Source organism: Mycobacterium sp. SMC-19 (genome assembly GCF_045310815.1).
Classification (GTDB): Bacteria; Actinomycetota; Actinomycetes; order Mycobacteriales; family Mycobacteriaceae; genus Mycobacterium.
Genome location: NZ_JBJIAM010000002.1, coordinates 290,732 through 304,581, shown reverse-complemented (window position 1 = coordinate 304,581; position 13,850 = coordinate 290,732). Strand labels below are relative to the sequence as shown.

16 protein-coding genes are annotated in these 13,850 nt (G+C 67.1%); 2 read left to right on the top strand and 14 right to left on the bottom strand.

Features of this window, described 5'->3' with window-relative positions:
* Nucleotides 1-13: 13 nt before the first annotated feature.
* Complete coding sequence (locus ACJH5R_RS05585; protein WP_406759351.1) at nt 14-577, top strand: TetR/AcrR family transcriptional regulator; 564 nt, start codon at nt 14-16, stop codon at nt 575-577.
* A gap of 106 nt (nt 578-683) precedes the next feature.
* Here ACJH5R_RS05585 and ACJH5R_RS05580 read toward each other — a convergent pair whose 3' ends face one another.
* The 6 genes from ACJH5R_RS05580 to ACJH5R_RS05555 form a co-directional block, all read right to left on the bottom strand.
* Complete coding sequence (locus ACJH5R_RS05580) at nt 684-884, bottom strand: helix-turn-helix domain-containing protein (RefSeq protein ID WP_046282993.1); 201 nt, start codon at nt 882-884, stop codon at nt 684-686.
* Nucleotides 885-1,014: 130 nt separating this feature from the next.
* A complete protein-coding gene (locus ACJH5R_RS05575) occupies nt 1,015-2,652 on the bottom strand; it encodes an ABC-F family ATP-binding cassette domain-containing protein (protein WP_406759350.1) in 1,638 nt (545 codons plus the stop codon).
* 26 nt (nt 2,653-2,678) lie between these two features.
* The gene (locus tag ACJH5R_RS05570; protein WP_406759349.1) at nt 2,679-3,500 is read right to left on the bottom strand and encodes an enoyl-CoA hydratase; all 822 of its coding nucleotides are present in this window, start codon (nt 3,498-3,500) and stop codon (nt 2,679-2,681) included.
* 26 nt (nt 3,501-3,526) lie between these two features.
* A complete protein-coding gene (trxA, locus tag ACJH5R_RS05565; protein WP_406759348.1) occupies nt 3,527-3,901 on the bottom strand; it encodes a thioredoxin in 375 nt (124 codons plus the stop codon).
* Nucleotides 3,902-4,018: 117 nt separating this feature from the next.
* Nucleotides 4,019-4,189 (bottom strand): CsbD family protein, encoded by a 171-nt coding sequence (locus tag ACJH5R_RS05560; RefSeq protein ID WP_406759347.1) that lies wholly within the window; start codon nt 4,187-4,189, stop codon nt 4,019-4,021.
* A 171-nt stretch (nt 4,190-4,360) separates the two neighbouring features.
* Nucleotides 4,361-4,540 carry a DUF6131 family protein gene (locus tag ACJH5R_RS05555; protein WP_406759346.1) on the bottom strand — a complete coding sequence of 60 codons (180 nt, stop codon included), beginning with the start codon at nt 4,538-4,540 and terminating at the stop codon, nt 4,361-4,363.
* Nucleotides 4,541-4,996: 456 nt separating this feature from the next.
* On the opposite strand from ACJH5R_RS05555, the gene ACJH5R_RS05550 reads away from it, so the two are divergent.
* The gene (locus ACJH5R_RS05550; RefSeq protein WP_406759345.1) at nt 4,997-5,572 is read left to right on the top strand and encodes a DUF5666 domain-containing protein; all 576 of its coding nucleotides are present in this window, start codon (nt 4,997-4,999) and stop codon (nt 5,570-5,572) included.
* A gap of 24 nt (nt 5,573-5,596) precedes the next feature.
* On the opposite strand, the gene ACJH5R_RS05545 is transcribed toward ACJH5R_RS05550, so the two are convergent.
* From ACJH5R_RS05545 to sufB, 8 genes are all read right to left on the bottom strand, one after another.
* Complete coding sequence (locus tag ACJH5R_RS05545) at nt 5,597-7,330, bottom strand: amidohydrolase (RefSeq protein WP_406781457.1); 1,734 nt, start codon at nt 7,328-7,330, stop codon at nt 5,597-5,599.
* Between the two features lie 100 nt (nt 7,331-7,430).
* Nucleotides 7,431-8,255, bottom strand: coding sequence for an MBL fold metallo-hydrolase (locus ACJH5R_RS05540; protein ID WP_406759343.1), 825 nt, complete (start codon nt 8,253-8,255; stop codon nt 7,431-7,433).
* Nucleotides 8,256-8,257: 2 nt separating this feature from the next.
* Complete coding sequence (locus ACJH5R_RS05535) at nt 8,258-8,599, bottom strand: metal-sulfur cluster assembly factor (RefSeq protein ID WP_024443391.1); 342 nt, start codon at nt 8,597-8,599, stop codon at nt 8,258-8,260.
* A complete protein-coding gene (gene sufU, locus ACJH5R_RS05530; RefSeq protein WP_406759342.1) occupies nt 8,596-9,135 on the bottom strand; it encodes a Fe-S cluster assembly sulfur transfer protein SufU in 540 nt (179 codons plus the stop codon). Before sufU ends, ACJH5R_RS05535 begins: the two co-directional genes overlap by 4 nt.
* Complete coding sequence (locus ACJH5R_RS05525) at nt 9,098-10,360, bottom strand: cysteine desulfurase (RefSeq protein WP_406781456.1); 1,263 nt, start codon at nt 10,358-10,360, stop codon at nt 9,098-9,100. The genes sufU and ACJH5R_RS05525 overlap by 38 nt, the downstream gene beginning before the upstream one ends.
* Before the next feature lie 3 nt (nt 10,361-10,363).
* Nucleotides 10,364-11,146 carry a Fe-S cluster assembly ATPase SufC gene (sufC, locus tag ACJH5R_RS05520; protein WP_406759340.1) on the bottom strand — a complete coding sequence of 261 codons (783 nt, stop codon included), beginning with the start codon at nt 11,144-11,146 and terminating at the stop codon, nt 10,364-10,366.
* 34 nt (nt 11,147-11,180) lie between these two features.
* A complete protein-coding gene (gene sufD / locus ACJH5R_RS05515) occupies nt 11,181-12,302 on the bottom strand; it encodes a Fe-S cluster assembly protein SufD (protein WP_406781618.1) in 1,122 nt (373 codons plus the stop codon).
* Between the two features lie 60 nt (nt 12,303-12,362).
* Nucleotides 12,363-13,808, bottom strand: coding sequence for a Fe-S cluster assembly protein SufB (sufB, locus tag ACJH5R_RS05510; RefSeq protein ID WP_308483282.1), 1,446 nt, complete (start codon nt 13,806-13,808; stop codon nt 12,363-12,365).
* Nucleotides 13,809-13,850 lie beyond the last annotated feature (42 nt).

Below are 13,850 nucleotides of genomic sequence, written 5' to 3'. Positions count from 1 at the left end.
CAGCGATCACCTGATGCCCAGGGTCAGCGAGGATCACCTGGCGGCCCGGCGCCGCCAGATCCTCGATGGCGCGCGGCGCTGCTTCGCCGCCTACGGCTACGACCAGGCGACGGTGCGGCGACTGGAGCAGATGATCGGGCTGTCGCGCGGGGCGATCTTCCATCACTTCCGCGATAAGGACACGCTGTTCTTCGAGTTGGCACGCGAAGACGCGCAGCGGATGGCTGATGTCGCCTCGCGCGAGGGCCTGATCGGCGTGATGCGCGACATGCTGGCGGCCCCGGAGCAGTTCGACTGGCTGGCCACCCGGCTGGAGATCGCCCGCAAACTGCGCCACGACCCGGAATTCAGCCGCGGCTGGGCGGAACGCTCAGCCGAATTGACCGCTGCCACAGTGGATCGGCTGCGCCGCCAGAAGCGGGCCGGCCGGCTGCGCGATGACGTCCCCGCTGAGGTGTTGCACTGCTACCTGGATCTGGTGCTCGACGGCCTGGTCGCGCGACTGGCCTCAGGAGAAGACCCGCAGCGATTGTCTGCGGTCCTCGACCTGGTCGAGGATTCGGTGCGGCACAGCTGATTTCGCCGCACTAGAGGGCAATTTTGGTACCGAGCGTGCACTCAGGACGGATATCTTGCCGAAATCTCGCCCTCAGTACACGCTCGGCGAGATGCACGGAGTTGCGCTAACGCGATCGGGTGCGGTGGTTGGGCCCACCGCGGCTGCGCATCGCCGCGCCCGACTCCCGCAGCATGCTGTGCACGGATCCGTACGATCGGCCGGTCGACGCCGCCAAAGTCCGGATACTCGCCCCGCCCTCATAGGCGCTGCGCAACTCGACCAGTTGACGATCGCGTTGCTTGTTCGGTTTCGTCGTCGTCGCCACGTCCCCTCACCATCCCCTCGCCGCCTTGACGGCTTCAGCGTAGGAAGCCGACGTGGCGATCGGGCGGGTTTGGCTGAAATACAGGGGAATCGGGACAGCGGGGCCGCCGGGCCCGGCTCAGCCTCGCTTGCTAGGCCAGCTCGATCAGGTCGCGGTAGTCCGCCGACCAGTGGTCTTCGGTGCCGTCGGGCAGCAACACCACGCGCTGGGGATCAAGTGCCTCGGCCGCGCCCGGGTCGTGGGTGACCAGCACCACCGCGCCGGCATAGCTGCGCAGCGCGTCGAGGACCTGCTCACGCGAGGCCGGGTCGAGGTTGTTGGTCGGTTCGTCGAGCAACAACACATTCGCGGTGGATGCCACCAGGCCGGCCAGCGCCAGCCGGGTCTTCTCACCGCCGGACAGCGTGCCGGCCGGTTGCTCCAGCTGCGGCCCGGTGAACATGAAGGCGCCCAGCAGCCCGCGCAGATCCTGCTCGGAGGTGTCGGGGGCCGCATGAACGATGTTCTCCCACACCGTCGCAGCGTTGTCGATGGTGTCGTGTTCCTGGGCGAAATAGCCGATCTTGCAACCGTGGCCGGGCTCCAGCTGACCGGCGTCGGGGGTCTCGACTCCGGCGAGCAGCCGCAGCAGGGTGGTCTTGCCGGCGCCGTTGAGGCCCAGCACCACCACGCGTGAGCCCCGGTCGATGGCCAGGTCGACGCCGGTGAAGATCTCCAGCGAGCCATACACCTTGGTCAGCCCGCTGGCCATCAGCGGGGTTTTCCCGCACGCCGACGGGGTCGGGAACTTGATCTTGGCGACCTTGTCGGCGACCCGCTCGTCGTCGAGTTCGGCCATCATCCGCTCAGCGCGACGCAGCATGTTCTGCGCCGCAACGGCTTTGGTCGCCTTGGCACCCATCTTCGCGGCCTGGGCGCGCAGCGCTCCAGCTTTGCGTTCGGCATTGGCGCGCTCCCGGCGGCGACGCTGTTCATCGGTGGCACGGGCGTCGAGGTATTTCTTCCAGCCCATGTTGTAGACATCGGCCTCGCCGCGCACCGCGTCCAGGAACCACACCCGATTGACCACGTCGGCCAACAGGTCCACGTCGTGGCTGATCAGGACCAGTCCCCCGCTGTGGTTCTTCAGGAAGTCACGCAGCCAGCCGATCGAATCCGCGTCGAGGTGGTTGGTCGGTTCGTCGAGCAGCAGGGTGGTACCCGAACCGGCGCCTCCAGCGCCGCCCTCGCCAGCGGCGAACAGGATCCGGGCCAGCTCCACCCGGCGGCGCTGCCCGCCGGACAGGGTCCGCAGCGGCTGCGTCAGCACCCGATCGGGCAGACCCAGGCTGGTGCAGATCCGGCCCGCCTCACTCTCGGCGGCGTAGCCACCCAACGCAGCGAATCGCTCTTCGAGCTGGCCGTAGCGACGGATGGCCCGGTCGCGCTCGGTGTCGTCGACGACCTCGGCCATCAGCACCTGCTGCTTCTCCAGGTCGGTCAGGATCGTGTCCAGGCCACGCGCCGAGAGCACCCGGTCGCGAGCCAGCACGTCGAGGTTGCCTTCCCGGGGGTCCTGCGGCAGGTAGCCGACCTCGCCGGTGCGGGTGATGGTGCCCGCGTACGGCTCACCTTCACCGGCCAGGATGCGCAGCGTGGTGGTCTTGCCGGCGCCGTTGCGGCCGACCAGTCCGATCCGGTCTCCGGGCTGTATCCGCAGCACCGAGTCCACCGAGTCGAGCAGGGTGCGCGCTCCGGCGCGGACCTCCAGGCCCGTTGCGGTAATCACGCGCGCGTACTCCTGTCGTGTTATTGCTACTTATCGTCAGTAAAGGCCGGTGGGCGCTTCTCGGCGCGCGCAGCGACGGCTTCCTCGAAGTTGCTGGTCAGCAGGCGCACGTAGAGCTGCCCGAGCCCCTCGGCCTGCATGTGCCCCTCCAGACTACCGGCGTCAAGTCCGCTCCAGAGCGTCCGCTTGGTCAATTCGGCCCCGGGGCGAGAGAAACCGGCGATCCGCTCGGCCATGTCGTAGCAGGTGTCCAGCAGGTCCGGCTGCTCCACGACCCGCGAGACCAGGCCAATTCGCTCGGCCTCGGTGGCATCGACGTCCCGGCCCGTGAGCATGATCTCGAACGCTCGCGACGCCCCGATCGCCCGGGGCAACAGATAGCTCAGCCCCAGCTCACTGGCGGTCAGCCCGTTGTTGATGCCGGCCGCCCGAAAGTAGGCCCCGGACGCGGCGACCCGGATGTCGGCCGCCAGCGCCAGGCACAGTCCGCCACCGATGGCCGCCCCGTTGACGGCGGCGATCACCGGCTGGTGCAGCCGCCGCAGCCCCAGGATGATGTCGTCGAGCAGTTCCATCGAGCGCAGGCCGAAGGTGGGGCGGGTCAGCCCGGCCACGTGCGGCACCGAACCCGCGGACTTGTGGTCGGCGCCCGAGGAGAACCCTCGGCCCGCCCCGGTGAGCACCACCACCCGCACCGAGTTGTCGTAGCTGATCTCGGCCAGCGCATCGCGTAGCGGAACCATGACGTCGAACGCCATGGAGTTCATCCGCTCCGGGCGGTTCAGCGTGATCAGTGCGACGTGCGGACGGGGACGTTCGACCAGGATGAATTCGGATTCGGAAGACACGGATGCACGCTATCGCGTGCGTGCCCTCAGACCTGGTCGGGCTTGCCTGCAGCGGCCTGCTCGGCCAACGCCGCCTCGACATCGAGGTCCTTGACCTGCTGGACCAGGTTCTCCAACGCCGGAGCGGGCAGCGCACCGGCCTGGTTGAACACCAGCGTGCCCTTCTTGAACGCCATCAGGGTGGGAATGGAACGGATCTGGGCGGCAGCGGCCAACTGCTGCTCGGCTTCGGTGTCGACCTTGGCGAACACCACGTCAGGGTGTTTCTCGGAGGCTGCCGCGAACGTCGGCGCGAACGATCGGCACGGCCCGCACCAGGACGCCCAGAAGTCGACGAGCACGATGTCGTTGTCGGCGATGGTTTCTTCGAATTTCGCTGCGGTGAGGTCTTGAGTTGCCATGATTGGCCTAACGCCCGGATACGCCGCGGTGTTCCCGGCTGGGCACCCGCGCTGGTGTGGCCGCGAAACGAAAGTCGCCGCCGTAGCTACGGCGGCGACTCTCTCTCACGGCAGAGGTCAGCGGAACGTGTCCTTGATGCTCTCGCCGGTCTTCTTGACGTTGGCCTTCAGCTGATCCTTCTTGCCTTCAGCTTCGGTGTCCGTGTCACCGGTGACCTTGCCGGCTTGTTCCTTGACCTTGCCGCTCGCGTTCTGCACGGCATTCTTAGCCTTGTCGACGATTCCCATGGGGAGTTGTCCCTTCAATTGGTGGTCAACTGCACACTGCAGCCGACCGTGTTACGACTGCGCCGTCGGCGTTGCCGTCAGCCTGCACCCGTTTCCGGGTGCAGGAAGTCATAGATTCATGCCGATTGCGGCGGAATTGGCAGCGACGAGTTTCCGGCGGCGCCGCCGCTGCTAGTAGTAGTGGCGACGACCGCCGACCGCGTGGCCCGCTCTACCGGCGAACATCAGGATCAGGCCGACAACCAAGAGGACGACACCGATGGAAAACAAGACGTTCGCGTAAACGAAGGCTGGGGCCAGGGCGGGCAGGACGAGCCCGAGAACGATAAGGATGACTCCGAGGGTGATCATGGCGGTTACCCGTCTTCCTGGCGACGCCCACGCCAGCCTCAGCCTGGTGGCGATGGTCTGACTCGTGAGTCGTGCTGGCAGGAGGTATGCCCGCTTTGCGGCACTGGCAAACCGATTTCAATCCGCCCGGCCGACACGCCGCTCATTTCTGGAACCTTGCCGCCCCGTAGATGCACTCCGGCAGTTGGCATCTCGCCACGCCGGCAGCAGAGACAGGTGCCGGAAACCAACACCGGCGGCGAGTCGTAAGAGGGGCTCGGACCCTCTGCGGCAGGGTTCCGGCGCATACACAGCCCACACACAGCTCAGAGCAAGGTCGTGGACAGCTGTACCGCCGACGGTGAGATGACCTAAAACCAGGACAAGCGCACCAGCTAAGTCCACGATTGGAGCATGTTGATGTCTGCCCGTTGTCGCACAGCTCTCGCTGTTTTCACGGTAACCGGAACCACCGCAATGATTTTCCCCGCATTGGCACACGCCCAGGGCGACCACGTGATGGGTTCGGTCTCCTCGGTGTCGGGTAACATCTTTGAGGTGGCCCGCTCGTCCGGCACCACCACGGTGGCCTTGACCGACGGCACGCGGATCTTCGAGTCGGTACCCGCACAACGCGCCGAGATCACCGCCGGCACCTGCATCAAGGTCGGCGCCACTGGCGACAGCGCCCCCGCCGACAGCGGCGCCATCACCGCGAAGTTCGTGGCGATCAGCACCACCGTCGACGGCAAGTGCCCGCAGCGACCCGCCGCGGCCGACGCCCCGGCTCCCCCGAAGCCGCACCGTGGCGTGCGCGGCGTGGTCGAGTCGGTCTCCGGTGACACCCTCACCATCAGTGGCCCGTCCGGGCCGACCACGGTCACGGTCAACGACAGCACCCACTTCCGCCGGATGGTCACCGTCAGCGCACCGTCGATCAGCGCTGGCAAGTGCGTCGCTGCCGGTGGAACCACGGACGGCGACGGCGTGCTGCAGGCGGCCCGGGTCACCGTGTGGGCCGGCGACGGCAACTGCCCCGAGCCGCCCGCGTAGCGGGCCTCGGCGGCACCGCAACCGCTACCCCAGCACCTTTCCGTAGGTCTGCCGGCCCATCAGGTAGGTGGCCTCCACGGCCACGTCACGCAGCTCCGCAGGCGGCACGCGGCGAGGGTTGTGGGACAGTACGACCAGATCGGCGTACTTGCCGGGCTCCAGGCTGCCGATCTCGGTGTCCAGCCGCAGTTGCCAGGCGGCGTTGAGTGTCTGCGCCTTGATCGCCGCATCCACGCCGATGCGCTGTTCGGGTGCCAGCGCCCGGCCGCTGCCCTTGGCGATGCGGTTCACCGCGGTGGCGATGTTGCCGATCGGGTTGGGCGGGGTGACGGTGCCGTCATTGTGGAACGACAGCCGCAGCCCGGCGTCCAGAGCCGAACGCGCCGACATCCAGTGCGAGCCGTGGTCCGCACCGAACAGCTTGTCCACCAACACATCTCCCCAGTAATAGATGTGTTCGATGAACAGGCTGGGGGTGATTCCCAGCTGCGCGGCCCGCGCGAATTGATCGGGTCGCATGGCTCCGACGTGTTCGATCCGGGGTCGCAGCGCCGGGGGCGTGCGCGCCTGTTCGAAGGCGTCCAGCACCACGTCGATCGCGGCATCACCGTGGACGTGGCAGGAGACCTGCCAATGCTGATCGACGAAGGCCTTGGTCAGTTCCTGGATCTGTTCGGGCGAGTAGTTCATCCGGCCGCGGTGGTCGGGCCCCAGGCCCATGCCCGCGGTGGTGGCGTTACTCAGATACGGGAAGGTGGTGAAGATGTTGCCCTGCCAGGGCGAACCGTCCGCCCACATCTTCATCCCGATCTTGTCGAACAGGACGTCGGCGCGGGCCCGCTTGCCACGAACATTCTTGGTGTCCGCGGCCAGGTCTGCGGTGCCGATCTCGTAGGCACGGACCCGCACCGCACAGTCGGCCTGCTGAGCGAGCTTGCCGAACACCTCGGATTGCGCACGCGCATCATAGGAATGTTCGGTGGCAGTGGCGATTCCCGCGCGGGCGAGTTGGGAGTAGGCCCAGCGCAGATTGTCGCCGGCGTTGGCCATGATCGCACCGGAGAAGGGCGCCACCAACGCCATCACCGCCGCCGCCTCGCGCACCTCGCCGGTCAGCTGGCCGTCGAGCCCGTGGATGTACTGCGCCCCGGCCGGGTTGGGGGTGGTCTTGGTGATGCCGGCCGCGGTGAATGCGGCCGTGTTGCCATAGGCGGCGTGGCCGCTGTTGGAAATGATCACCACGGGGTTGTTCGGCGCAAGCCGGGACAGTTCGTTGCGGGTGAAGGGCTGCAGCCCGGTCTGCAGCAGCGGATCCACCCCGTTGAGCAGAATCGGCTGCCCCTTGGGCGTGTCCGCCACGGCCTCGGCCAGCTTCGCGAACACCCCGCTGGCGGTGGGGACGGTGAAGGGACGCACATCGATGGCCGGCGGAGCCAGGGTGGAGCCCATCTCGAAGGGATGACCATGCGGCTCCACGAATGCCGGCAGCAGCGCCCGGCCGCGCAGGTCGACGACGGTGGTCCCCGAGCCCCGCAGTCGTAGCACTTCGTCGGCGGTGCCGACCCGGCTGATCCGGCCAGCGGTGACCGCGAGCGCCTCGGCCTCCGGAGCGCCCGGCGCCACCGTCACCACCGGGCCACCGATGAAAATGGTGTCGGCCCCCGGCCCCCGCGATCCGCACGCCGCGAGCCCGCCAACAGCTGTGCCCGCCGCCGCAGCCGCCATCCCGGCCATAAACCGTCGCCTGCTCGTCGTCACCGTGTCCGCTCGTTTTCCGTCACAGTCACGCGACGAGTATGGCAGCGCCCGTCCCCCGGGCTGCCGGCCGGGACACATGACAACGCTGACCGGTCCCGCGCTAGGTGAGGTCGTCGTGGTCGCCGCGCGCCCACGCTGCGTGACGGTCCGCCGAGAATCTGACCGCGGCCACCGCATCGGTGTCGATGGTGTTGGTGTGCAACCCGTACATGCGGTCGAAGCGCAACTCCTCCAACGTTGCAGCCATCCGCTGGGCGACAGCCGCCGACAGCGGAATCCGATTCGGATAGCTGCGCAGGAAGGCCACCGTGCGCCGGTCAGGGTTCGGGAAGACGGTGTCGCCGACCAGCAGCACCCCGCGCCCGTCGGCACCGGCGTCCCAGCACGCGACACAGCTGCCCGGAAAGTGGCCGCCGACCTGAATCACGGTCAAACCGGGTGCGAGCTCCAGCCGCCCGGACCAGTACCGGATCGCCGGGTCCGGACGCATCACCCATTCTTTGTCCGCGGCGTTGACGTACACCGGTACCCCGCCGAGTCGTCGGCCCCATTCCACCTGGGCGCCGAACATGTGGGGGTGGCTGGCGACGACGCCGAGCACCGGACCGTGCTCGAGCGCTGCGGCGACCGCGGCGTCATCGACGAATCCCGATGGATCCCACAGGATGTTGCCGCTGGGCGTGCACACCAGCTTGCCCAGTTGACCGATACCCAGCGGCGGATTGCTGCCGATCCCGATCAGCCCGGGTTCCAGTTCAAAGGCGTAGGACTGCATGCCTTCGGCGACCAAGCCGTCCAAGGTGGCCCAGTGCTGGCCGTCCGGCGGCACCCATTGCCGATCATCGGCGCAGATGGCGCACACCTGCGGTGTCGCCTCGTGTTCGACACCGCAGGTCCGGCAGAGCCAGAACTCGGATGCCGGCACGGTCAGACCGTGAAACCGACTGCGCGCATCATTTCGCGGCCCTCATCGGTGATCTTGTCCGGTCCCCAGGCCGGCTCCCAGACCCAGGACAGGTCGACCTTCTTGACCAGACCGGCGCCCACGGTGGCGTTCTCGACCTGCTCGGCGATCATGTCCTGCAGCGGGCAGGCCGGCGAGGTGAGGGTCATGGTGACGACCGCGGCCGCACCGTCCTCGTCCTGCCGGATCGACAGGTCATACACCAGGCCCAGGTCCATCACGTTGATGCCGATCTCGGGGTCGATGACGTCGTGCATCGATTCCTCGACTTCGGCGAGCAGCTCGTCCGGTCCCAATTCGCTCATCGATTCATCTCCTGGGTTGTCCCACTGACTGATGCCAGCGTTGGTTCCTCTGTCTTCGCCAGTGCCTGCGCCAACGCATCCTTGAACGCCATCCAGCCGAGCAGCGCACACTTCACCCGTGCCGGGTACTTGGCCACCCCGGCGAACGCGATGCCGTCACCGAGCACCTCCTCGTCGCCTTCCACAGTGCCGCGTGAGGAGACCATTTCGTGGAATGCATCGAATGTCGTCAAGGCCTGCTCCACCGACACGCCGATCACCTGGGTGGCCAGCACCGAGGTCGCCGCCTGCGAGATCGAGCACCCCTGCCCGTCATAGGAGACGTCGGCGATCTGCGTGCCGTCGGGCGACAGCGCCACCCGCAGGGTCAGTTCGTCACCGCAGGTCGGGTTGACGTGGTGCACCTGCGCGCCGTAGGGCTCTCGCAGCCCACGATGCTGCGGATGCTTGTAGTGATCGAGGATCACCTCTTGATAGAACTGCTCAAGACGCAACGTCTCACACTCCCCCGAAGAATTCCATGGCCCGGCGAACACCCGCCAGCAGGCGCTCCACCTCCTCGTGGGTGTTGTACACCGCGAACGAGGCTCGGGCGGTGGCAGCCACATTGAACTTGCGGTGCAACGGCATTGCGCAGTGGTGGCCCACCCGGACCGCGACACCGTCGTCGTCGAGCACCTGACCGACGTCGTGCGCGTGCACCCCGTCGATGACAAACGACACCGGCGAGCCCCGGTCGATCATGGTGGTGGGCCCCACGATGTGCACCCCGGGAATGCCGGCGAGTCCCTCGAGTGTGGCGGCCACCAGTTCACGCTCATGGGCTGCCACCACGTCCATGCCGATCGCATCGAGGTAGCGGGCGGCCGCGGCCAGCCCGACGACCTGCGAGGTCATCGGCGTGCCTGCCTCAAAACGTTGCGGTGCCGGCGCGTAGGTGCTCGAAGCCATCGTGACCGTCTCGATCATCGATCCGCCGGTGAGGAATGGCGGCAACGTAGCCAACAGCTCCCGCCGGCCGTACAGCACCCCGATCCCGTTGGGCCCCAGCATCTTATGACCCGAGAACGCCGCGAAGTCCACACCCAATCCGTGGAAGTCGACGGGCTGGTGCGGCACCGACTGGCAGGCGTCCAGCACGGTGAGCGCGCCCACCGCGCGGGCCCTTGACACCAGCTCGTCCACCGGCGCCAGCGCGCCGGTCACGTTCGAGTGATGGGTGAACGCAACGACTTTGACGCGCTCGTCGAGTTGCAGCGAGTCCAGGTCGATGCGCCCGTCGGGCGTCACCTCGTACCACTGCAACGTCGCACCGGTGCGGCGCGCCAGCTCCTGCCAGGGAATCAGGTTCGCGTGGTGTTCCAGTTCGGTGGTGACGATGACGTCGCCGGGCCCGACCGCCCCCGCGAAACGGTCGTCGCCGAGCACATAGGACACCAGGTTCAACGACTCGGTGGCGTTCTTGGTGAACTCCAGCTCGTCCGGTTCGGCCCCGACGAAGCGCGCGATCGCGGACCGGCCGTCCTCGTAGGCGTCGGTGGCCTCCTCCATCAGCTGGTGCGCCCCGCGGTGCACCGCGCCGTTGGAGGTCAGCAGGAACTCCCGCTCCGCGTCGAGCACCGGCAGTGGACGCTGCGAGGTGGCACCCGAATCCAGGTAGGCCAGCCGGCTTCCGCCGCGCATGACACGGTTCAGGATCGGGAAGTCCGCCCGAATCGCGTCGAGGTCCGGCCCCGCCGGACGACTGACCGACAGTGTCATGTTCTAGGCCTCCGCCACTGCCGCCTCGGCGGTGAAGCGCTCGTAGCCGTTCTCCTCCAGCTCGTCGGCCAGCTCCGGCCCGCCCGACTCGACGATCCGCCCACCGGCGAAGACGTGCACGAACTGCGGCTGGATGTAGCGCAGGATGCGGGTGTAGTGGGTGATCACCAGCACGCCGCCGTTCTCGGCCTCCTGATAGCGATTCACCCCTTCGCTGACCACCCGCAGTGCGTCGACATCCAGGCCGGAGTCGGTCTCGTCGAGGACCGCGATCTTCGGCTTGAGCAGGCTCAGCTGCAAGATCTCGTGGCGCTTCTTCTCCCCGCCGGAGAAGCCCTCGTTGACGTTGCGTTCCGCGAATCCGGAGTCGATGCCCAAGTCGGCGAACGCCGCACGTTGTTCCTTGATCCAGGCCCGCAGTTTCGGCGCCTCACCGCGCACGGCAGTCACCGCGGTACGCAGGAAGTTCGACATCGACACCCCCGGCACCTCGACCGGGTATTGCATGGCCAGGAACAGGCCCGCGCGCGCACGCTCGTCGATGCTCATCGCCAGCACGTCTTCGCCGTCAAGGGTGATCGACCCGGACGTCACGGTGTACTTGGGGTGCCCGGCGATCGCGTAGGACAGCGTGGACTTGCCGGACCCGTTCGGGCCCATCAGGGCATGTGTCTCACCGGAGTTCACCGTCAGGTCGACACCGTGCAGAATCGGGATGTCGGCCGTGCCGTCGTCGCCGGCGGGCGACACACTCACATGCAGGCCCTTGATTTCCAATGTGCTCATTGCTGATTCGTGTCCTTAGATGATGCGTTCGGTTTTATCGGTTCTCGGTGACCGCGAGTTCACGCTCGACGGCCTCGGCGAGGCGTTCCTGTACGGCCGCAACGGGAATCTTGGCGATGATCTCGCCGAAGAATCCGCGCACGATCAGGCGCCGGGCCTGCTCTTCGGGGATGCCGCGCGCCTGCAGGTAGAACAACTGGAGATCGTCGAACCGTCCAGTCGCGCTGGCATGGCCGGCCTGAACGATCTCACCGGTCTCGATCTCCAGGTTGGGAATCGAGTCGGCCCGGGCGCCGTCGGCCAGGACCAGGTTGCGGTTCACCTCGAAGGTGTCGGTGCCGACGCCGGTTGCGCGGATCAGCACGTCGCCGACCCAGACGGTGTGGGCGTCCGGCAGCGCCGAACCCGGGTCGCCCTGCAGCGCGCCCTTGTAGAGCACGTTCGACCGGCAGTTGGGCTGGGCGTGGTCGACCAGCAGCCGCGATTCGAGGTGCTGGCCGTCGTCGGCGAAGTACAGGCCGAGCATTTCGGCGTCACCACCCGGGCCGTCGAACCGGACCCGTCCGGTCAGGCGTACCAATTCACCACCCAGCTGCACGGCACTGTGGCGCAGCACCGCGTCCTTGCCCAGCGCCGCGTGGTGCATGGTGACGTGCACCAGGTCCGGGTCGGCTTCGGCGATCCAGACCACGGTCAGCTGCGCGCCGTCGCCGACCACGAATTCGACGTTGTCGGCGTAGGTTCCGCTGCCCCGCACGTCGATCACGACGGTCGCCCGCGACAGTTCCTCGGCACGCAGCTGCAGGTGGCCGTAGGCCGTGGCTCCCGCACCCGGGCCGGTGACAGTGATCCCGATGGGCTCCTCGACGCTCACTTCCTTGGGCACGGTGACCACCGTCGCCTCACGAAACGCCGAGAAGGCTTGGGCCGCAATGCGGTCCGCGGGCACACCCGCGGCGCCCAGCCGGTCGTCACCGCGCGCCACCGTCTCGATCCGCACGGCATCCGAGCCGAGGACCTCGATGGCGGCGGCCGCATCGGCGACCGCGGAGCCGTCATGCAGGCCGCGCAGCCGGCGCAGCGGGGTGAACCGCCACACCTCGTCGCGACCGTGCGGCACCTCGAACGCCTCGACGTCGAACGAGGTGAACTGCATACCCTTGTGGAAGCCTTCGGCCGCCTGGGTCAGGTTGGTACCGGCAATGGAGCTTGTCACCTAGCCCACCGAGCCTTCCATCTGCAGCTGGATCAGCTTGTTGAGTTCCAGCGCATACTCCATCGGCAGTTCCTTGGCGATCGGCTCGACGAAGCCGCGCACCACCATCGCCATCGCCTCGTCCTCGGTCAGGCCGCGGCTCATCAGGTAGAACAGCTGGTTCTCGCTGACCTTCGACACGGTGGCCTCGTGGCCGACGGTGACGTCATCCTCACGGATGTCGACGTAGGGGTAGGTGTCGCTGCGGCTGACATTGTCGACCAGCAGCGCATCGCATTTCACGCTCGACTTCGCGCCGTGCGCACCCTTGTGGATCTCCACCAGCCCGCGGTACGAGGACCGGCCGCCGCCACGCGCCACCGACTTGGAGACGATGTTCGACGATGTGTTCGGCGCCAGGTGCAGCATCTTGGCACCGGTGTCCTGATGCTGGTCCTCGCCGGCGAACGCCACCGAGAGCACCTCGCCCTTGGCGTGTTCGCCGGTCATCCAGACCGCCGGGTACTTCATGGTGACCTTGGAGCCGATATTGCCGTCGACCCACTCCATGGTGGCGCCAGCCTCGGCCCGGGCCCGCTTGGTGACCAGGTTGTAGACGTTGACCGACCAGTTCTGGATGGTGGTGTAGCGGCAGCGGCCGCCCGGCTTGACGACGATCTCCACCACCGCCGAATGCAGCGAGTCCGAGGTGTACACCGGCGCGGTGCAGCCCTCGATGTAGTGCACATAGGCGTCTTCGTCGATGATCATCAGCGTGCGCTCGAACTGGCCCATGTTCTCGGTGTTGATCCGGAAGTAGGCCTGCAGCGGGATGTCGACGTGCACGCCCTTGGGCACATAGATGAACGATCCCCCACTCCACACCGCGGTGTTGAGCGCGGAGAACTTGTTGTCTCCGGCCGGGATCACCGTGCCGAAGTACTCGCGGAACAGCTCCTCGTGCTCCTTGAGCGCGGTGTCGGTGTCAAGGAAGATGACCCCTTGTGCCTCAAGGTCTTCGCGGATCTTGTGGTAGACCACTTCGGATTCGTACTGGGCGGCGACGCCACCGATGTAGCGCTGTTTTTCGGCCTCCGGGATACCCAGACGGTCGTAGGTGTTGCGGATGTCGTCGGGCAGGTCGTCCCAGGTCTGGGCCTGCTTCTCGGTGGAGCGCACGAAGTACTTGATGTTGTCGAAGTCGATGCCGGACAAGTCCGAGCCCCAGTTGGGCATCGGCTTCTTCATGAAGGTCCGGTAGGCCCGCAGGCGAGCCTCGAGCATCCACTCCGGCTCGTTCTTCTTCGCCGAGATGTCGCGTACCACGGCCTCGGAGATACCCCGCTGGGCGGCTGCACCGGCGGCGTCGCTGTCGGCCCACCCGAATTCGTACCGACCCAGCGACGCGATCGTCTCTTCCTGGGTCGGCTCCGCGGTTGCTTCGGTGGCCTCCGGCGTGAGTGTCATGGTGACGCTCCATTCGGTTTTCGTGATGGCTTCGGCGCAGGG